The 19,162-nt window shown below is 45.4% G+C and carries 21 protein-coding genes; 5 read left to right on the top strand and 16 right to left on the bottom strand.

The features are described 5' to 3' along the window. Positions 1–164: 164 nt before the first annotated feature. From hemG to hemE, 3 genes are read right to left on the bottom strand one after another with little or no spacing between them, the layout of a single operon-like run. On the bottom strand, positions 165–1,586 hold the full coding sequence (gene hemG, locus MHH52_RS09615; RefSeq protein WP_340008201.1) for a protoporphyrinogen oxidase: 1,422 nt from the start codon (positions 1,584–1,586) through the stop codon (positions 165–167). Then, positions 1,583–2,539: a ferrochelatase gene (gene hemH, locus MHH52_RS09610; protein WP_340008199.1), complete on the bottom strand. Its 957-nt coding sequence runs from the start codon at positions 2,537–2,539 to the stop codon at positions 1,583–1,585. Before hemH ends, hemG begins: the two co-directional genes overlap by 4 nt. A gap of 14 nt (positions 2,540–2,553) precedes the next feature. Beyond that, complete coding sequence (hemE, locus tag MHH52_RS09605) at positions 2,554–3,621, bottom strand: uroporphyrinogen decarboxylase (protein WP_340008197.1); 1,068 nt, start codon at positions 3,619–3,621, stop codon at positions 2,554–2,556. Between the two features lie 331 nt (positions 3,622–3,952). Here hemE and MHH52_RS09600 point away from each other — a divergent pair, with 331 nt between their 5' ends. Next, the gene (locus MHH52_RS09600) at positions 3,953–5,173 is read left to right on the top strand and encodes an MFS transporter (RefSeq protein WP_340008195.1); all 1,221 of its coding nucleotides are present in this window, start codon (positions 3,953–3,955) and stop codon (positions 5,171–5,173) included. Positions 5,174–5,180: 7 nt separating this feature from the next. Here the strand turns inward: MHH52_RS09600 and MHH52_RS09595 are convergent, their stop codons facing one another. Further along, on the bottom strand, positions 5,181–5,810 hold the full coding sequence (locus MHH52_RS09595) for an O-methyltransferase (RefSeq protein ID WP_340008193.1): 630 nt from the start codon (positions 5,808–5,810) through the stop codon (positions 5,181–5,183). A gap of 279 nt (positions 5,811–6,089) precedes the next feature. Here MHH52_RS09595 and MHH52_RS09590 point away from each other — a divergent pair, with 279 nt between their 5' ends. After that, positions 6,090–7,229, top strand: a complete 1,140-nt coding sequence (locus MHH52_RS09590) for a class I SAM-dependent RNA methyltransferase (RefSeq protein ID WP_313640465.1) — start codon at positions 6,090–6,092, stop codon at positions 7,227–7,229. Positions 7,230–7,332: 103 nt separating this feature from the next. After that, positions 7,333–9,372, top strand: coding sequence for an LTA synthase family protein (locus MHH52_RS09585; protein WP_340008191.1), 2,040 nt, complete (start codon positions 7,333–7,335; stop codon positions 9,370–9,372). Between the two features lie 87 nt (positions 9,373–9,459). Here the strand turns inward: MHH52_RS09585 and MHH52_RS09580 are convergent, their stop codons facing one another. The 9 genes from MHH52_RS09580 to MHH52_RS09540 all read right to left on the bottom strand — a co-directional run bounded on the left by MHH52_RS09580 (position 9,460) and on the right by MHH52_RS09540 (position 15,238). Beyond that, the gene (locus MHH52_RS09580; RefSeq protein WP_313640463.1) at positions 9,460–9,699 is read right to left on the bottom strand and encodes a DUF1450 domain-containing protein; all 240 of its coding nucleotides are present in this window, start codon (positions 9,697–9,699) and stop codon (positions 9,460–9,462) included. A gap of 41 nt (positions 9,700–9,740) precedes the next feature. Next, on the bottom strand, positions 9,741–10,043 hold the full coding sequence (locus MHH52_RS09575) for a heme biosynthesis protein HemY (RefSeq protein ID WP_042126263.1): 303 nt from the start codon (positions 10,041–10,043) through the stop codon (positions 9,741–9,743). A gap of 125 nt (positions 10,044–10,168) precedes the next feature. Continuing rightward, positions 10,169–10,420: a hypothetical protein gene (locus tag MHH52_RS09570; protein ID WP_340008188.1), complete on the bottom strand. Its 252-nt coding sequence runs from the start codon at positions 10,418–10,420 to the stop codon at positions 10,169–10,171. A 109-nt stretch (positions 10,421–10,529) separates the two neighbouring features. Beyond that, a complete protein-coding gene (locus MHH52_RS09565; protein ID WP_340008186.1) occupies positions 10,530–11,738 on the bottom strand; it encodes a M14 family zinc carboxypeptidase in 1,209 nt (402 codons plus the stop codon). A 221-nt stretch (positions 11,739–11,959) separates the two neighbouring features. After that, positions 11,960–12,766 (bottom strand): glutamate racemase, encoded by an 807-nt coding sequence (gene racE, locus MHH52_RS09560; protein ID WP_340009571.1) that lies wholly within the window; start codon positions 12,764–12,766, stop codon positions 11,960–11,962. 253 nt (positions 12,767–13,019) lie between these two features. Beyond that, positions 13,020–13,475, bottom strand: coding sequence for a YtxH domain-containing protein (locus tag MHH52_RS09555; RefSeq protein WP_340008184.1), 456 nt, complete (start codon positions 13,473–13,475; stop codon positions 13,020–13,022). Between the two features lie 100 nt (positions 13,476–13,575). Beyond that, positions 13,576–14,241: a metalloregulator ArsR/SmtB family transcription factor gene (locus MHH52_RS09550; RefSeq protein ID WP_340008182.1), complete on the bottom strand. Its 666-nt coding sequence runs from the start codon at positions 14,239–14,241 to the stop codon at positions 13,576–13,578. Between the two features lie 59 nt (positions 14,242–14,300). Beyond that, the gene (locus MHH52_RS09545) at positions 14,301–14,741 is read right to left on the bottom strand and encodes a HepT-like ribonuclease domain-containing protein (RefSeq protein ID WP_340008180.1); all 441 of its coding nucleotides are present in this window, start codon (positions 14,739–14,741) and stop codon (positions 14,301–14,303) included. A gap of 209 nt (positions 14,742–14,950) precedes the next feature. Beyond that, entirely contained in the window at positions 14,951–15,238 is a 288-nt protein-coding gene (locus tag MHH52_RS09540; RefSeq protein WP_313640457.1) for a Dabb family protein, read from the bottom strand. Positions 15,239–15,402: 164 nt separating this feature from the next. On the opposite strand from MHH52_RS09540, the gene MHH52_RS09535 reads away from it, so the two are divergent. Beyond that, entirely contained in the window at positions 15,403–15,987 is a 585-nt protein-coding gene (locus MHH52_RS09535; protein WP_340008176.1) for a helix-turn-helix transcriptional regulator, read from the top strand. A gap of 148 nt (positions 15,988–16,135) precedes the next feature. Next, positions 16,136–16,939 carry an MBL fold metallo-hydrolase gene (locus tag MHH52_RS09530; RefSeq protein WP_340008174.1) on the top strand — a complete coding sequence of 268 codons (804 nt, stop codon included), beginning with the start codon at positions 16,136–16,138 and terminating at the stop codon, positions 16,937–16,939. On the opposite strand, the gene MHH52_RS09525 is transcribed toward MHH52_RS09530, so the two are convergent. The 3 genes from MHH52_RS09525 to rpmG all read right to left on the bottom strand — a co-directional run bounded on the left by MHH52_RS09525 (position 16,913) and on the right by rpmG (position 19,142). Then, positions 16,913–17,566: a DUF6157 family protein gene (locus MHH52_RS09525; RefSeq protein ID WP_340008172.1), complete on the bottom strand. Its 654-nt coding sequence runs from the start codon at positions 17,564–17,566 to the stop codon at positions 16,913–16,915. The genes MHH52_RS09530 and MHH52_RS09525 overlap by 27 nt on opposite strands. 165 nt (positions 17,567–17,731) lie before the next feature. After that, on the bottom strand, positions 17,732–18,943 hold the full coding sequence (locus MHH52_RS09520; RefSeq protein WP_340008170.1) for a GTP-binding protein: 1,212 nt from the start codon (positions 18,941–18,943) through the stop codon (positions 17,732–17,734). Positions 18,944–18,992: 49 nt separating this feature from the next. After that, complete coding sequence (gene rpmG, locus MHH52_RS09515) at positions 18,993–19,142, bottom strand: 50S ribosomal protein L33 (RefSeq protein ID WP_340008168.1); 150 nt, start codon at positions 19,140–19,142, stop codon at positions 18,993–18,995. Between the last annotated feature and the right edge of the window lie 20 nt (positions 19,143–19,162).

The following is a 19,162-nucleotide window of genomic DNA, read 5'->3' as shown; positions in this document are numbered from 1 at the left end:
AAGTGTTTAAGCGAGAAATATAAGACATAAAGTATAGCGTAAAACTTATACTTTCTTATATTTTAAAATAGTATGTTCTTATATTCAAACAAAAACGGTGAAGCAAAATACTCTTCGCTTCACCGTTAATTTTTAAAATTTTTAGATCTCCCGTACATGTTCATCTAATTCGTTATACGCTTAGCAGCGCTTTGTGCTGTAAGCTTGGCCTGCTTGACACAATCGGGCATTGCCACCCCATCATATCCAGCTCCAAAGACATATATCCCAGGAAGAGTTGTCTCAAGTTCCCTATGGAATTTAGAGAGGTTCCCAAGATGTCCAACAGGATACTGCGGCATCGAATGTTCCGAACGCGTAATTTCCGTGAATATGGGTTTCGCTGTAATGCCCATGATCTCTCGCAAATCCTTACTCACTAGCTCGGTAAGTGCCTCATCCGGAAGCTGAACATTCTGCTCATCACCTGAACGACCTACATGACAGCGCATAAGCACTTTATCATCTGGACTCGTATGCGGCCACTTCGTAGACATCCACGTACAGGCGGTAATATTGCGTCCTTCCTTACGTGGCACAAGAAAACCTGATCCATCATCATCAATTTCGATATCCTTCTTGTTGAAGGCCATGACTAAGTTCGCAACCGAAACATAATTTACCGCATCGAGCGCTGAAACATCCACATGAGGACGCAGAAGTTTGGCGGCAAACGAATTTGGTGTAGTGATATATATTTCATCAGCAAGCAGTCGTTCGCCATTTTCCAGCTCTAGCTCATAACGAGGAGATTTAGTTTCTGTAGCATGTATAGAGACCACCGCAGCTTCGGTTCGCTGTTCTACATCATGTAGTTCATGAATCAAGCCATGCACGAGACTTTGTAGTCCTTTTCGAAATGTCAGAAAAGTGCTGCTCTTTGTGCTCTTATTTGTCTTGGTCGACTTCCGCTCTGTAATGATTCCACGAATAAGACTACCATACTGCCGCTCTACTTCTCCTAATTGCGGAAAGGTAGCCTGTAGGCTGACTTTGCGTATATCACCTGCATACAGACCGGTTAATAGCGGTTCGGTCAAATTCTCCATCACTTCTGTACCTAAACGACGCTCAATCAGCTGGCCGAGGGATTCATCTTCACTACTCCGCTTAGGAGGAAGAATTAAATCCATCAGCGCGCGTATTTTGCCACCAAATGAAACCAGTCCACTTGATAAAAATGGTTTGAGTTCCGTAGGGATTCCAAGCACAAGACCGGAAGGCATAGGATGAAGCTTGTCACGCTGCAGTATATAGTTCATCTCTGCCTTTGAATTTGTGTTCACCAGTTCGTGATCCAGCTCCAATTCCTTAGCCAGATCGATCATCTCTGTTTTACTAGCTAAAAAAGAATCCGGACCTTTCTCAATCACAAATCCATCCCGGTGTAATGTTTCGATCTTCCCGCCAAGTGTCTTGTCTTTCTCTAACAGTACAATATCAGGTTTCATGCCAGCTTCTTTGTAAAACTTACGAATGTAAAAGGCGGCGCTGAGTCCACTCAGCCCACCGCCTATGATAACAATTCGCCTAGAGGGACCAGTCATGACTGTCCGGCCGTCATTTGATTCAGTCTTGTACGAACGACGTCGCTCAATACGGACATGTAAGCAGGATCGCTGTTCAGTGATTCAATCCGCATAAGACGCATATCAAGCTCTGAAGCTACGGCTGTTGCCTCGATATCGAGATCATACAGCACTTCTAAATGATCGGATACGAACCCGATTGGCGCTACTAGAACATACTCTACTTGTTCCTTACTAAGCTGCCCGAGTGTATCCAGGATATCCGGTCCAAGCCATGGTTCAGCCGTCCGTCCTGCGCTTTGCCATGTAAACTGCCAATTGGTTATCCCCACTTGATCTGCAATAGCCTTTGAGGTCTCCAGTAGTTGATCCCTATAAGGATCACCCATAGACAGAATACGTTCCGGAAGACTATGAGCGCTAAATAATACCCGTATCTCATCGCGAGTAGCGCCGGCTTCGATATATTGATCCATTTTCGCCGTCACTCTCCGGCTTAGAACATCGATCAATACAGGATGCATATGGTAGCTCTCCACAAAACCCATGTCGATCTTACATGCATCAGCTTTTTCCTGAGCACGTTTGATGTAGCCTCCCACGCTCATGCTTGAAAAGTGAGGGGCAAGTACAACACCGACCGCTTGGGTAATGCCGTCCTTCGCCATAGCCTCTACGCCGTCCTCAATAAACGGATAGGCATGCTTCAACCCTTGATAGCAGACAAATTCAACATCCGCCCCAGCTTTATCCGCGTTTAGTGCTACTTGTAATGCTTCTACTTGACGGTCTGTGTTCTCCCGCAGCGGGAATACGCCCCCGACTATCGCTTCGTAGCGATCTGTTAATTCTTTAAGTTGCTCCGCTGACGGCGGATTGCCTCGCCGAATATGTGTGTAATAAGCTTCAACGTCTTCTAAGCTTTTAGGAGTGCCATACGACATGACGAGAACACCTATTTTTGCTGTCACGGATTCCATCCCCTTTAAGATTTAATAGGCAGCTTGGCTGATTCTTTCAATACTTCCTGTGAATAATCGTGAATATATTCCGTCAATTCTCTAAGCTTGTCTAAAGAAGCCTCCGGGAATAATCCATGACCCAGATTAAAGATGTAACCTGGCTCACGCACACCTTCATCGATCAGTTGTTTCGCATGATCCTTCAAGACGTCCATCGGCGCTGTAAGTAAATACGGATCTAAGTTTCCTTGAATCGCAAACTTTCTGCCCGTTCTACGTCGACCTTCAGACAAGCTTACACGCCAGTCCAACCCGATTACATCCGCTTGAAGATTCGTAAGACTCGGTAGCAATTCTCCAGAGCTTACGCCAGGGAAGTATATTTTTGGTACATCAAGATCAGATAATTCGGAAAAAATACGAGAAACTGTCGGTAACACATACTTCTCGAAATCGCGTGGTGCAAGAGCACCGACCCAACTGTCGAACAATTGGAATGCTTTCCCACCACTGCGCACGTGGCTGCGGAGGTAGGCGATAATCATATCGCCGAGCTTGTCCATCAGCATTTCCCAGACACGAGGTTCACTGTACATTAGCTCTTTAGTACGGATATATCCTTTAGAGGGTCTGCCTTCGATCAGATAGCTGGCAATTGTAAACGGTGCGCCTGCAAAAGTAATCAAGGGCACGTCCAGCTCCTTATCAAGGATAGCAATAGTTTCTAAAATATGGCCGAGGTCCCCTTCAACATCAATGGGTCTAAGTCTCTCGACATCTGCCGCAGAGCGAATCGGGTTCTCGATCACAGGACCGATATCTTTAACGATATCAAATTCCACTCCGATAGAAGCGACCGGATTCATAATGTCGGAATACAAAATGGCCGCGTCCACACCTAGCTTGCGCACAGGCATCAAGGTTACTTCCGCCGCCAACTCAGGCTGTTTGCAGATTTCAAGCAGTGAATACTTTTCCTTGATTTTACGGTACTCGGGATCATAACGGCCGGCCTGCCGCATGTACCATACGGGAACGTGCTCCGTATCCTGCTTTCTGCAGGCGCGGATAAAAGTGTCGTTGTAGGTCATGATAAGATCTCCATTATATTTTATAAGATTTTTTTAAAAAATATAAGAAAGTACAAGTTTCACTTTATACATTATCCTTATATTTCTCGCTTAAACGCTTACCATCCTGATAAGGACGCCGATGGCGTTTATGCTTGATCGACATACTTACTATTATGCCCTTTTTGAAAGGTTGTAACAAGCAAATCAAAGATCCTGGGATGACAATCCGATGACATTACTATGACATGTGTTGCACTATTGAAACTTTAAAAATGATATACTGATAAAATGTCATTTTTTCCGATAATCATTTATTTTCTGAAATTCTTTGAAAGGAAGTGAAAGCACTTTGAAGAAATGGGAGACATGGAAGGTCAACCTCTTAGTGCTTTGGTTCGGACAATTCTTGGTGAATGCCGGAATGACGATGATTACACCGTTCCTGGCCTTGTATCTTGCTAAGGATCTTGGTGTCCAAGGAGAGCACGAAATCGGAATTTGGGCGGGTCTTATTTTTGCCGCAAACTTTTTAACCTCTTTCATTTTCCAGCCACTATGGGGGAAACTTGCTGACAAATATGGTCGTAAAATCATGCTCCTGCGCTCCAGCTTTGGTATGGCTATCGTCATGGTGTTGATGGGCTTCGCACAATCGCCTATGCAACTGCTCTTACTGCGTCTGCTGAACGGTACAATCTCTGGCTTCAATCCCGCTTCCATCGCGCTCGTTTCGGGTACTACTCCGAAAGCACGTATGGGATTTTCGATGGGTCTGATGCAGTCGGGCTCTGTTGCGGGGACCATTCTCGGACCACTGATTGGTGGCTTACTTGCCGATTTAATCGGATTTCGGCCGATCTTTTATGTCGTTGGTGCCTTGCTATTTATCGCCTCTCTGCTGGCGTTATTTCTCGTTAAAGAAAAATTCGACCGTGCAGAAGCAGCGCAAGAGCCGCAGGTTTCAGTACTTGAAGGCTTGAAGGAATTGATCAAGATTCCTCAGCTCCCAGCGCTGTTCGGTGTAACCTTTCTGTTGCAATTTGCAATGATCAGCCCTATGGCCTTGCTGCCACTTTATGTAGAAAAGTTAAATGGACCTGCTGAGAATATAGCCTTCTTAGCCGGAATGGTCAGCGCAGTTACAGGGATCTCCAATATGCTGGCTTCTCCCTTGCTCGGCAAGCTAAGTGACAAAGTCGGCGCACATCGTATTCTAACCTACGCGTTAATTGGAGCTTCGCTGTTCCTGATTCCGCAGGCGTTCGTTACCAGCGTGTGGCAGCTAATTATAGTCCGCTTCCTCATGGGAATCTTTATGGGCGGGCTACTGCCCAGTGTTAATGCGCTTATCCGTTCTTATACACCTGATGGGAAAGAAAGCCGCGCATTCGGCTTCAACGGCAGCACACTGTCACTAGGAAATATGCTGGGAGCTATCATAGGCGGCTTTCTATCCGGTTATATTGGTATTGAGGGACTTTTTATCATATCCGGCAGTTTGTTGCTGTTAAACACCATATGGGTCCGGCTTAAGCTATACAAAGCTACTCCGCCGCGGCTATTTCGCTAATCATCTGCTATTTCACCATTGCCAGCGCCAATCCATCATAGGCTGGCAGGCAGGTGCTGATGAGACGTTCATCAGTGGCGATCATTTCATTGAAATGCCGTACAGCCAGAATAGCAGGCCCATTTCTATCTGTATTTAGCGTCCGTCCGCGGAGGAAAATATTATCACCAGCAATAATCGCTCCTGGGTTAGCCAGCTTGATGGCATATTCCAAGTAGTTAGGGTAGTTCATCTTATCTGCGTCAATGAAAAAGAAATCGAACTTAGCGCCCTCTGCTTCTAGTGCCTTCAGGCTGTCCATTGCGGGTCCTATTCTATACTCCGTAGTATCCCCGAAGCCTGCCAGTTCTAAATTACGGCGAGCAAGCTCGGCATAATCGGCCCTCAGCTCTAGCGAAGTCAGCGTGCCACCTTCAGTGAAACCGCGAGATAAACAAATCCCGCTGTAACCGCCAAGTGCGCCAATTTCCAAAATACGCGTGGAGCGGGACAGTCTAACAAGCATGGTGAGCAGTCTTCCATACCCCGGCTCGACAGACACTGGCGGCATACCTGCTTGGACAATCGTTTCTTTTACTTGAAGCAGAATTTCGTCCTCGGTATAAAGTTGTTCACTGTATTCTTCTTGAGTAAGCATAAAGATTCTCCTTTGATGACCCCCCGTTTTCTCAATGTAAGGGATGACGGGGAAGATTTTATGGTTTATGGAATGCCGGGCATTGTGAAGTGTCCCACATTCCCCTATACTTGTATGGATGCTTTCCTTAAAATATAAGAGACTATAAGTTTCACGCTATAGTTTATGTCTTATATTTTTTCGAGAAACAGTTATCGTCTTTAAAGGACGACAACGTCGTTTCTTCTTATTGTACTGGCTTTTTGTATTTATCTACAAGTTAAACGGAGTTGAGAGTATTTGAGCAAATTACAATTAATCGCTACTGCCCCTATGGGTTTAGAAGCTGTAGTAGCGCGCGAATTAAACGAACTGGGTTATGAGACCACGGTCGAGAACGGTCGGGTATTGTTCAGCGGTGATTATATCGACATCTGTCGCTGTAATTTGTGGCTGCGTACATCCGACCGCGTATTAGTAAAAATGGGTCAATTCCCGGCCAAAACCTTCGATGAGTTATTCGAGGGTGTTAAAGCCCTACCTTGGGAAGAATGGATTCCTGAGAATGGAGAGTTCCCGGTTGAAGGACGATCCCATAAATCACAACTAACGAGTGTACCTGCTTGCCAAGGGATTGTCAAAAAAGCGATCGTCGAGAAGCTGAAGCTCTCCTATCATACGGACTGGTTCCCAGAGAACGGACCTCGATATGTGATCGAAGTGATTTTGTTAAATGATATCGCTCTGATTACGTTAGACACCACTGGGCCCGCTCTTCACAAACGCGGATATCGCAGACAGGCTACAGAAGCGCCACTGAAGGAAACGATGGCTGCAGCTTTAATCCAGCTTAGCCGCTGGAATGGCCACCGACCGCTATATGATCCATGCTGTGGTTCAGGAACACTGTTAATTGAAGCCGCCATGATCGCTTGGAACATCGCACCGGGACTTCGTCGTTCATTCCCTTCCGAACATTGGCCAGTCATTCCTAAGTATCTTTGGGAAGAAGCTCGTGAAGAAGCCTTCGATGCCGTCCGAGACGATTATCCTTTGCAGCTAACCGGCACTGATATCGATCCTGCTGCCATAGAAATTGCTGAAGCCGCTGCTAAAAGCGCCGGCTTGTCCGGAGAAATCACCTTCACCGTGATGGCTGCCGCCAAAGCAAGACCCCAAGGCGAATATGGTTGTATCATCACCAACCCGCCATATGGTGAACGGATCAGTAATGACAAAGAGGTTGAGAAGCTGACTCGCCAGTTTGGCGAAATGATGCTATATCTACCTACTTGGTCATTCTTTGCCATTAGCCCTTACAAGGAATTCGAACAATATTACGGACGTAAGGCGGACAAACGTCGTAAGCTGTATAACGGACGTATTGAGTGTCAATATTATCAATACTTGGGTCCACTTCCACCTAGAAATCCGAAATAAATTGGAAGACCATGATCCTGCCCCAAAGAACGGACATCTCCCTCGTATGAGGAGGGTGTCCTTTTTCTCGGACTATTCATTTTCTGTGCTAGGAGGCTTTAAAGTGTTACGATTTCCAACTACTAGGAGCAGCTCATCAGTCGCAGGTACAATAACCAGTGTGATCCGCTCCTGTTATATCGGTTATATCTTTTTTCTTGGCATCATGCTCGCCAAGCTAATAATCCTGCATAGTGGGCTACATGCCCCCAATATTGACATGAACCGTCAAGACAAGCTGATTGCTGTCGGATCAGTTATGCTGCTGTCCTTTTGGACACTGTGGCTTCCCCGCCGCGGACAGACCATAGCCCTGATAAGCCTAAACTTGCTCCTGACGCTGGTTATTTATGCAGATATCGTTTACTACCGATACTTTCAGGATTTCATCACGGTTCCTGTATTGTTTCAAGCTGGACAGATGGATGCGCTTGGCGGAAGTATCTTCGCGCTGCTCCGCCCTACCGATCTCTATTTGTTTGTAGATTGGATTCTGCTTATCGCATTTGGTATCGGTATAGGGTTATACCGCCGATATTTCCGTACATACAGCTCAAATACTACCTTTAGCACCCATGGACAATCTCACTATTACGCTCGTACAAGTCATTTTCGCCCCTCTTCACGCTTAATGAGAGTATTGAAACGGAGCGCTAATGGTGTCGTTGCATTGGTACTGGGCTGCATTCTGACCTTCGGCCCTATCCACTCTTACGCCACTACCTGGGCCAAGGGTTTATTCACTGGTAACTGGTGGAGCTTGGCGATGTATAACGTTACAGGTCTCATCGGCTTTCACGGTTATGATATTTACTTGTATGCCAAAGATCATCTTGGTCCGCAGCCTGAGCTTTCACAAAAGGAAGCCAGCTCCATGAAGCTTTGGTTCAATGAGCACAATGCTGAGCAAAGTACCCTTAACGACAGCTTTGGGAAATACAGCGGAAGCAACATCGTTGTTATTCAAGCCGAAGCTTTTATGAATTTTGTAGTGGGACGTTCAATCAATGGACAAGAGGTCACACCTAATCTAAACTCGCTAATCAAAGAGAACACCTACTTCAGTAATTACTATCATCAGACCTCACAAGGCCGAACTTCCGATGCAGATTTCGCCTCGAATGGTTCGCTTTATCCACTGGTCTCCGGTTCAATATTTGTCCGTTACCCGGATCATCAGTTTGACACGTTGCCTGCCATTTTGAAGTCCAAGGGCTATAGCACCAATGCCTTCCATGCGTATGAAGGAAGCTTCTGGAATCGACAGATCATGTATAAGGCGATAGGTTATGACCGTTTTTACAGCAAAAAAGACTACAAGATCGATGAGCCCCTAGGCTGGTCATTGGGAGATAAATCGTTTCTGCGGCAGTCACTAAATATTATGGATACTGCAGAATCGATACAGAAGCCTTTTTACTCTTTTTTGACTACACTATCTAGTCATCATCCTTATTCTCTCCCTGCGGACAAGCAAGGGCTTGATACCGGCGAGTTTAAGGGTACCATCTTCGGAGATTATTTGCAGGCTGTTCACTATACAGATGAAGCTTTAGGGGAACTAGTGAGTGATATGAAACAGCGTGGGTTGTGGGATAATACGATTCTTGCCTTTTATGGGGATCATGATAACTCAATCCAAGAGACCTCTTACTACGAACAATTTCTTGGCAAAAGCCTAAATAAGCTCGACATGCATCAAATCATGCACCAAGTTCCATTGCTCATTCATCTACCTGGCACTAACTCCTCGGTAGTTGATTCTAATCCGGCTGGTCAATTGGATCTCACACCTTCCTTACTCCATCTGCTGGGAATCTCTCAGGATCCTTATTATCTCATGGGTAATAATCTGTTCAGTGGCAGAGAGCGACTTGTGACACTGCGAACCGGCGCCTTTGCCGATGCGAAGAGATCCTATCTCCCAAGTGAAAATGGACAATTCGACAGCGGCACCTGTTATAGCCTCGACAGCCGCGAAACCATTGACGTTGCGGGGTGCAGCACCGGGTTCGAGACAAGCAAGCAACGACTGCAAATCTCAGACGATATCATGAAATACGATGGCATCAAGATGCTCCGAAAAGAAGAATCCGCACCCTAAAAATTTTCATTTTATAAACAAAAAGCCCTAAACTCCGTCATCAACACGGGTTTAGGGCTTTTTAAGTTAATAGATAAGACCTCTGCATTATTTCTGAACGGCCGGTTGTTTGATAAAAGCTTCTGCCTTCTTCAACACTTCTTCCTCTGTTGGAGCACTCACATAACGACCATTAACATAAACAAAGGCCCGTTTGCCACATGGACCGCAGTACGACTTACAGCCGACCTTGATCTCTGCATCAGGCGCCATCTTTTGCAGTTTGGGTATAATACTCTTCAATTTCATGAAATTACATTCATCGCACACTTGTATTTCGTTAGCCATGGAGCAACCCTTCTTTATGTCCGAAATTTCAGGCGAAATGTTTAGTGATCGCCGTGATTACCTTTAGACGGATTAGTAATGACAAAACCTTCTTCAGGAAGATACAAATAATCAACGACCACACCATCAAGGAGCGGTTGATTCGGATCAAGAATAACATCGATTTCCTTATCTGTCGAGACTACAACATCATTCTCGTTAGGCGTGTCCAAATCCAGTCCGTAGTGAGCATGATCACCGTGAGCATGCGTAATCGCTACGCGAAGCTTCAACTCGCTGTTTCCTTCAAGTTCCATTTGTTTCTTTATCACTTTAGCCGCATTGCGGGTAATTTTGACCTTCATCTATATTCCATCTCCTAGTACTTAAATTAAATACTCAATTACCTATTTTAAAGGTAAATGATATCTAAAAGCAACTATATTAACAAAATAGATACACAATCCGAGGCAGATCTCACTTCACTGCCTCATTTTCCAGCCTGAAGTGCCGGGTATTTTCGTCCCATCCGTGACACGAACCAGCCCATAAGGAGCATCGTCACACCAATATCATCGATCGGCAAAAAAGGCATGAAATCCGGCAACCCCCAATAGAGCAGCACTGGAATTGTGAATAACAGCTTGTCCCCTATTGCGACTTTAGGGGAGATTACATATCGCCAGGAGCTGCTGAAGATATGAGACCATTGTTTTAGTGACAGCAGCTTTTTCAGTTTCATAGTAGCCCTCCTCCCAAGTAAAAAGGATACAGCCGCGGATAACGTGTAGTGACGACAGCGGCCATACCCTATGTTTATGTTACGCAAGTTTACTGTAATTGTTTCATAATTATTTCACATTGGATAGTATCGTTCCCAAAATTAGACCCGTTTCTAGTGCCATATCCTCAAAATCTGCCAGTGGCAACGGATTTTTGCCGATCCCCAGCTCTACTGTAAATCCAGGTTTGCGAAAGGTCTGGATGAACCAATCCTTATATCCAGCATCGCTGCCAGTTAATTCGACTGCGCGATAGCTACTCGCAGAGGCCAGCCGTGCTGCTAATTCGCGGCTTTCGGGAGGCTCATATCCCCGGTAATTCCAGTAGATCTCTCCCCCTTGGCTATGCAAAGACACTGCAGCTTCTCCGGGTACTCTCTCAGCAAGTACTGCCAGTGCGGCTGCCTCAGGTTCACTTAGCGCCTCAGGACCACTGTAATCACGCGGAGAGGGCAGGTTTACACCACGGCGTTCCCGTTCCTCTTCCCAATGAGCAGGGAACTGATCCCCGAGATCCACACCACGTATATTGGCCTTCCAATGGCGAAAACTACGCCGTCCCCCGTTCCATTTCATTAGGTCCGCATAATTAGGGTGGCCTGGCAAAACCCCTTCCTGTACTAGCTCCACGCCGTCAGGGTTAGCCATAGGTACAGCCCATAGGGTCCAGTTATTGTACCATTCCTCTGGACGATGACCATTCCATGCCAAACCTTTAGCATAAGCTGCTGCGTACTCTTCTATGAACGACATCAGGCAAGGCGAGGTCAGCCATTCATTAGCATGCAGAGCCGCGTTAACATGCAGATGGCGGGTTCCATTGCCCATTTTTAGCACATGAATTGGCTTACCAAGCACGCTGTTACCAATCGTTTCTGCTTGTATAAATGGATATTGTGCAAGCAAACTGCTGATGTCGTTCTCAAGATCAACCGGGCCATACTCTCCACGCAGGAATACCACGCGCTCTGGAATCGGAGGTGGAATGACGAGCACTTTTCCCGGTGTACAGTAGCGCCCTGAGGTCACACCTGGATTAAGCTTCTCCAAATCATCTAAACACACATTGAATAATGAGGTTATGCGTTCAGGATCGTCCCCTTCTTGCACCGCATACCTTTTACGTGGCGAAGATGGCAGAAATAAAACCTGACCTGGATATAAATAAGACTGTCTCCCAACCCATGGATTGCCTTGAATGACATGCTCAGGGTTTAATCCATGCAGGGCGGCAATTCGGCTTACGGTATCTCCCCTACTTGCAATATATTGTCGCATTAGGTCTCATCCTCTCGGCCTTAAATTGCTGATACAGCGATACAAAAATAGCAGCATACAGCACTTAACTCTATTGTATGCAAGCGCCACTACCCTACATGAAGGAGAAATGAATCACAAATAAATTCTTATATTTCAAGAAAATAGGCTGGGAAATGTGCTTCCCAGCCTATTTTATCCTTACACTCCATGGAGTTTGTCCCTATTCAATTCAACTCTGCTTATAACGTGGATACTTGCCATACTACTGGGGTGCGTCTAATTTGTTCTCCGAGCCAATCTCGAGCGATTCTCTGAAACATTTCGGCATCACCGCTGCAGAAGAACTGATGAATTGGACTTTCATCCCCGATGGACAGCTTTCCTTTATCATATAAAATCGTGCTGATCTCACGAGCTGTCTCATCTGCAGAACTGATCAGTTTGACTCCCGGACCCATGGTCTCTCCAATAGGCTCAACAAGAAATGGATAATGAGTGCATCCTAAAATTAAAGTGTCGATGTTATTGTCTTTAATGCCTTCCAGTGCCTGCTCTACAATTTCATGACTTTTCTCTGAGCGGAACATGCCTTGCTCGACGAGTGGGACAAGCGCTGGGCAGGCTTGACTTACAACCTCAACAAAAGGTGACAGCTGCTTTAACGCATTAGTATAAGCCCCGCTACTGATGGTTCCTATCGTACCGATCACGCCGACATGTCCGCTTTTGGTCGCGCTAATTGCAGCACGGGCTCCAGGATGAATCACCCCAATGACAGGGATGGAGACCTTAGCCGAGATATAATCGAGTGCCGCAGCTGTTGCGGTATTACAAGCGATAACAATCATTTTAGGATTAAACTGGATCAAATAATCTACAATTTGTTCCGTAAACAGTGTTACTTCCTCGGTCGAACGGGGTCCGTACGGAGCTCGGGCAGTATCTCCGAAATAAATGATCTTCTCCCGCGGGAGTTGCCTCATCACTTCTTTGACAACTGTTAACCCTCCCACACCTGAGTCTAATATTGCAATAGCTTGCTGCACGAACACACCGCTTCCTTCTACTTGTTTTGTGTAGCTTATGTAAGGCGAAAACAAAATGTACCTGACTTTCAGCCCCAATTGCAGATAATACTCCTTTTGCACTCTTAGTTCAAGCTAAGAATTCTTCCATCATTTTACAGGTCGATGAGAATGAAATAAAAAAGCCACCCTCCGCCCAATGCGAAAAAGCGGCTCTATTAAAAGAGAATAAGTACTTTTAACCGTAAAAACGAAGACTCCATCCACTGTTTCATTATGCGATTTCGTTATTATCCTTGTCATCTGGCTGAGCTTCTTCAAAACTAGATTCTTCACTGCTTACTTCATCGCTAACAGGCGATACCTCTAACTCCGTTACCACTTCCAAAGTGGCCGCAGCCTCTTGAATAGCCTCTTCAGTAGCAATTCCGCTTACAGCTACAGTAGCAGTATCTTCTTCTTCAACAGCATTCGAACATGATTTGCTCCATTCGCGGACCTCATGTACTACATGACCTATAGAATCTTTAGCTTTGTCATACAGCTCGATGCTCTTGTCACCTGCCTGCACGGCAATTCCCTGTACCTTTTCAATGCCTGCAGCTGTTCCGTCGGCAATATCCTTACGCAGCTCTTTACCCGGTTTAGGCGCGAACAGGAGTGCTGTCACCGATCCAACCACACTTCCGACTAAAGCTCCCCATAATAAACCTTTTGTGTCCTTTTTCATCGTTTCATCTCTCCTTTGAATTCATTGCTCCCCGCTCTACCGGGCTAATGCCTATATCTGCTATATCATAAGCAGCAGGAGTTTGTCTTGTGACTAATTATTACGACTTTTCAGAAGTTTTGTCTGTTACATTTTTGGGTGTAATAGCGTATCGGCAGCATTGTCCGCCTTCTGCCATACATTCACTGCGAGTTACCTTAGCATCCAGCAATTCCTCAAATAGGCTATGCTCGCATTGACAAGCCTTACGATACTGAGTAGCAACCTGGCGAATCGGGCAATTGTATTCCCTTATTACATACGAACCATCCTCTTCACGGTTCCACTCTGCCATATATCCACCGGCATTTTGGATCGAAGATAACTCAGCTACTCGTTCTTCCAAATTCCGGCGTTCCATCATCGGAGCGTACTGGCCCAGCATCCGGCGACGGCGCCCTTCAAATAATATATTAACAGCGTCCAATCCACTGCCGTAATCCAATTCACGCAGAAGTTCCAAAGCCAGATTGTGATAGCTTTTTGGAAAATACTCTTCGGCCTTCTCAGTTAAAGAATACATATGTAAAGGCCGCCCCATCGCTTGCCGGACCACTCTTGTCTTGGCAAGTCCCTCCTGCTCCAGCTGAAGCACATGACGACGCACACCCATCTCTGTAATTCCCAATTCTTCTGCCAGCGCGCCGATGGTCAGTGGTCCTTTCGTCTTCAGGAGCGTCATAATCAAGTGCCTTGTCGATCCATTTTCTTGCCCCATCTTCATCATAAAGGAACCCCCTCTCTTTCACGGCTATCGCCTATTCTATATGATTCTATCCTATGCTATTATAGCGTTACATCGGACCCAAGTTCCTGATCCAAATAATTCCCTACTTCGACAGCAAACTGCTCGAGCACCTCTGAAAGGATCGGAGTGAGCGGGTGCAGTGCTTTTCTCTCCCAGACAAAATAATCCTGAACGAGCGGCTTACGGAGAGCGACAAGCTCTATCAATCTCTCATAAATCTCACTTTTCCCTAGCACTTTTTCTTCATGGATAATTGAAATAATATCCTCATAACTTCCAGCATCACGCATAATAAAACCGTCGATCAGACAACTACCAACGTCCGTAACCACCTCTATCGCCAGATGAAGGCAGCGTTCCTGTATTAGTCCGGTTAAAGTATTGCCATCCCATGAAGCTGCTATAGTCCGAAGACCAACAGTTATATCTGGGATTTGAGCAAGAATGGTTTCGATTTGTTTGCGGTTGACATAATACACAGCAATACCCCCATGTCGAAAATAGTTAGAGAAATCTGATTTATCTCTACTTACCGCGTTTACCGCGACGTTTCAGCCAGAAGAACATAATGAAACATGCCGCAAGAAAAACGACTAAATAAGTTAACGCTTCCATTGGATACTCGAGCTCACGCATTCCTGTCACCGCTTCCGGTATAAAATGATGATGCTATATTCCAGTAGATCCCTTAAATTACGTAATCTATAGCAATTGAGAGTTCTTTGACTTCATTAATATGAGCTATAACTTCCTTGTGCGCCGGATGAACCTGATAAGCCTGCAAATCCTCTAGAGAAGCTACCACTGTAACTAGAGCAATATCAAAAGATCGATCAGAATGAATGATGTCAGCACCTACTTCAATCGAGAGGAGCTGCGGGATTTTGCCTTCCATATTTCGCAGTACTGCTACCGTTGCCTCAACGCTTTCTTCGGACCGGTCCTTCAATTTAAAAAACACAATATGCTTGATCATTCTATCTCGCTCCCTGTTGTAATATTGTAATTAGATATTAAAAATATATCATAAGCGTAAGCGTTCTGAAAGAAACTTAAGTAGTGATGACAGAAATAGCAGCATTAACCATTGCCGACTTACAGGAAAGTGTTGTAGTATATTTTTAAAAAATCGGAGGAATTATGCCTAGTAACCAACAAGAAACTCATAATATCCAGGCGTGGTCTCTGATCAACCGCAAATATCTTGGACAAGGCGTTCGTGTAAAAAGATTCCGCCGTCCAAAGCGCAGCCAGATTAGAAACCGTGTGTTACTTGCTGTATTGATGGCTAAGGATATCAAACTGTCACGACTCGCAGAGGAGCTTGGTATATCCTCTCGCAGTGTAAGCGCCTGGGTATACGAAGGTCGTATCCCTTCCAACAATAACATAGACAAGACCTGCCGCCTATTGGGCTACCCGCCCCACATTTTGTTCAATGAAACACTGATTCGTCAAAGTCCAATTGTATGTCAACCAACACCTTCACGATTTATGAAAAGAAGTATTACAAGTTCACCACGCAGCAATGTTATTCTGACTGGCCTCTGCATGGTTTACGATTTTTCTGTAACTGATGTAAGTATTTGGATAGGGGTCCATCCCGGAACGCTTCGAAAATGGTTGCACAGTAGCCATCTACCTACCCCTGCTCTGCAGGAAAAAGCCGAAGCTTTCTTCCGGATTCCACGCCATATTCTATTTGCAGATTGTGGAACGCTCTAATGTGATCCTATCGCTTAATAAGTTCAATGCCAGCCCTTCTTCATTAATTAATGAGAAGGGTTTTTTGCCATATTTTTTTCTCAAAAAAAGGTCATACTACTGTTTAGGTACATCGTTCAGAACTTAAGAACGGAACAGGAGGCGTAAGATGAGACTTGACGGAATTCTAACAGAAGGTTACACCGATACTTGGGACGTGGCCCCCGGTGTCATCGGACTACGAACCATGTTCGTAAATTGCGCATTCATCGGCCAGCCCTCTTCGGACTGGATCATTGTAGATACAGGTCTTAGCTCTTACACAGGCAGTATTATTGATTTTGCTAAGGAGAAGTATGAAAAGCCTCCGGTGGCGATTATCCTGACTCATGGGCATTTTGACCATATTGGGGGCGTAAAAAATCTTGTTGAGGAATGGAATGTACCCGTGTATGCTCATCCACTAGAGCTCCCTTTTCTAACAGGTAAAGAGGATTACCCTCCAGCTGATCCGGCTGTAGGCGGTGGGCTTATGAGTATGGTGTCCTCATTATTTTCACATCGAGGGATCGATCTTGGATCAGCCGTACATCCACTGCCAGAAGATAGAACCGTCCCTGGGGCAATAGGCTGGAAATGGATCCATACGCCTGGGCATAGTCCCGGACATATCTCCCTATTCAGAGCTGAGGATAAGGTACTGATTGCTGGTGACACCTTTCTTACAGTCAAACAAGAGTCTGTATTCGCAGTGGCTACACAACATCAGGTTGTGCACGGCCCACCCTCTTATTTCACAACAGACTGGGAAGACGCGGAGAAGTCAGTCCGTACACTAGCGCTGCTAGATCCCCATATCGTTCTCTCGGGGCATGGAGTGCCTATGGAAGGTGCGGAGTTGTCTACTCAGCTTGCTCATTTATGCAAAAATTTCAAAGAAATGGCGCTACCAGGTCAAGGGAAGTTCGTGTAATTTCCTTGCGAATATAGATCTTAGGACGTATTGATGAGTGGATCCATGTGGATCTCTAAGTATCTCTATATAGGAGCCAGTCTTTATTAATTCCGTGTGCTCAAAATGCTGTCTTAAATCGGCTTCACTAAAAAAGTGAGCGTATTTCCCTTCTTTATATTCGTAGGTCGCGGGGGCCCACTCTGCCGCAATAGTCAGTGCGGCCCCGCTTAATTCAATACTGATGGTCTCAAATTCACCGGAGAACACCTTCGTATTCCGTACATAACCTGCTCCTGGCACCAGTACGGACTTCACATTATGCTTACGAAAGAGCCCCTTTGCGTCCAAAGCCGTAGGGCTTGGCTCACTTCCCCAGATCATTCCTTCCTGAGCGAACCGCCGGTTCCAGAAATCAGACAGGATAATCCCTCCTCTATAGGCGCGTTTGTTGCGCATCGCAGGCACTAACTTCACAACATCTTCTCCTTGGGAAATAAAATATACATATTCAGGAGACTCCTTGCCATAAAGGGCTATTTTCTCCTCAGCATTGTAATGGACACCCCAGCCAAAACGCTTAGGCAGCAGTGAAGCACGCAGACACGGATGGTCTGCTACACGGATGAATGTATCTGAATAGCTCACATATATCGCCTCCATATCTAACAGAAATATTTTCCTTTTATGATAATTCATAGTCCTATCTAAAGCATAGCCGAATTTTAAGAAACTCACTATAACTGTACAGCAAAAATCCGGAATCCCAACTTCCTGGATTCCGGATTTCCACCTGCTAGTTCATCTGAATTTCTATTCCTCTGTGGCTGCCGCAAGGAGTTCCTCAACTGGCCACGGAAGCGGATTATTAAACGCAGTCCAATCCTGCTTCAGCTCATCAACCGTCAACAAACATCTATCCAATCTGGCTTCGATTTGTGCTCGATCCATACTTACACCGATAAATACGATTTCATTCATTCGATCGCCCCACTGATTGTCCCATTTTGCCTTCATTTCAGGTTCGCTTTCCAGTACCTCCAGCTGCTGATCTTCAGGCATTGTAGCTAGCCAGTAACCGGAAGGTCCGAACTGAATCGAAGATCCAGCCTGACTGATAGTAGCTGCAAGATCGCCCTCCGCAGCAACCCATACAACCCCCTTCGCCCTAACAACTACTTCTGGCCAATTACTAAAGAAAAAGCTTAACCTTTGCGGATGGAAAGGTGTTCTCCGGCGATAGACAAAAGAAGATATCCCGTATTCCTCCGTCTCAGGCGTATGTGTCTCCTTGTTAAGCTCCGTAATCCAGCCAGAGGATAAGCTTGTTTTCTCAAAGTCAAACAATCCCGTATCGAGAATCTCCTTAGGGTCCACTACTCCATTTATGGTACGGATCAGCTTAGCGGTTGGTTGAAGTTTACGGAGCACAGCTTCAAGTTTATTCAATTCTTGTTCTTCCAGCAGATCACACTTATTAAGCAGCAACACATCACAAGTTTCGATCTGATCAATGAGCAAATCCACAATATCGCGAAAATCGTCTTCACCAACCCTTTGACTACGATCCATCAGACTATCGCCAGAAGAGAAGTCATGCCAGAATCGGCCCGCATCCACAACGGTCACCATCGTGTCCAATTGAGCGAGCGAAGTCAAATCAATATCCAGTTCTGGATTTGCATAGGTAAAGGTCTGAGCCACCGGCACAGGTTCGCTAATGCCAGAGGATTCAATCAGAATATAATCAAAACGACCTTCAGTAGCCAGCTTTTGCACTTCGACAATCAAATCATCACGAAGCGTACAACAGATACACCCATTGGACATTTCAACTAATTTCTCTTCCGTTCTGGAAAGTGTATTTCCGGACTTCACGAGATTTGCATCCACATTCACTTCACTCATGTCATTTACGATAACGGCTACTTTGAGCCCTTCACGGTTGTGCAAGACATGATTCAACAGCGTTGTTTTTCCAGATCCTAAGTATCCACTTAGTACGGTAACAGGAATCTTTTTCATAAACCACACTCCAATATTTGATAAAATAAAGATTTTAATACTACAATTCTTACCGTGTTTCGCGATGTAATGTAACTCTTTTCAGACGTGGACAATATTTCTTCATTTCCATACGTTCTGGATGATTTCGCTTATTCTTGGTAGTGGTATAGTTGCGATCTCCTGTCTCCATACATGCTAAAGTAATGATTACTCTCATTGGTTCCATCTCCTTTTCAA

Origin of the sequence: Paenibacillus sp. FSL K6-0276 (genome assembly GCF_037977235.1) — a bacterium.
Lineage (GTDB): Bacteria > Bacillota > Bacilli > Paenibacillales > Paenibacillaceae > Paenibacillus_AQ.
The sequence above is the reverse complement of the archived record's forward strand: the minus strand, read 5'-3'. Positions and strand labels throughout refer to the sequence as shown.

Excerpts from the sequence above, each read along its gene's own strand:
- hemG (WP_340008201.1), bottom strand. The coding sequence starts at position 1,586 with ATGACTGGTCCCTCTAGGCGAATTGTTATCATAGGCGGTGGGCTGAGT.
- hemE (WP_340008197.1), bottom strand. The coding sequence starts at position 3,621 with ATGACCTACAACGACACTTTTATCCGCGCCTGCAGAAAGCAGGATACG.
- MHH52_RS09595 (WP_340008193.1), bottom strand. The coding sequence starts at position 5,810 with ATGCTTACTCAAGAAGAATACAGTGAACAACTTTATACCGAGGACGAA.
- MHH52_RS09580 (WP_313640463.1), bottom strand. The coding sequence starts at position 9,699 with ATGGCTAACGAAATACAAGTGTGCGATGAATGTAATTTCATGAAATTG.
- MHH52_RS09575 (WP_042126263.1), bottom strand. The coding sequence starts at position 10,043 with ATGAAGGTCAAAATTACCCGCAATGCGGCTAAAGTGATAAAGAAACAA.
- MHH52_RS09570 (WP_340008188.1), bottom strand. The coding sequence starts at position 10,420 with ATGAAACTGAAAAAGCTGCTGTCACTAAAACAATGGTCTCATATCTTC.
- MHH52_RS09565 (WP_340008186.1), bottom strand. The coding sequence starts at position 11,738 with ATGCGACAATATATTGCAAGTAGGGGAGATACCGTAAGCCGAATTGCC.
- MHH52_RS09555 (WP_340008184.1), bottom strand. The coding sequence starts at position 13,475 with ATGAAAAAGGACACAAAAGGTTTATTATGGGGAGCTTTAGTCGGAAGT.
- MHH52_RS09550 (WP_340008182.1), bottom strand. The coding sequence starts at position 14,241 with ATGATGAAGATGGGGCAAGAAAATGGATCGACAAGGCACTTGATTATG.
- MHH52_RS09540 (WP_313640457.1), bottom strand. The coding sequence starts at position 15,238 with ATGATCAAGCATATTGTGTTTTTTAAATTGAAGGACCGGTCCGAAGAA.
- MHH52_RS09535 (WP_340008176.1), top strand. The coding sequence starts at position 15,403 with ATGCCTAGTAACCAACAAGAAACTCATAATATCCAGGCGTGGTCTCTG.
- MHH52_RS09530 (WP_340008174.1), top strand. The coding sequence starts at position 16,136 with ATGAGACTTGACGGAATTCTAACAGAAGGTTACACCGATACTTGGGAC.
- MHH52_RS09520 (WP_340008170.1), bottom strand. The coding sequence starts at position 18,943 with ATGAAAAAGATTCCTGTTACCGTACTAAGTGGATACTTAGGATCTGGA.
- rpmG (WP_340008168.1), bottom strand. The coding sequence starts at position 19,142 with ATGAGAGTAATCATTACTTTAGCATGTATGGAGACAGGAGATCGCAAC.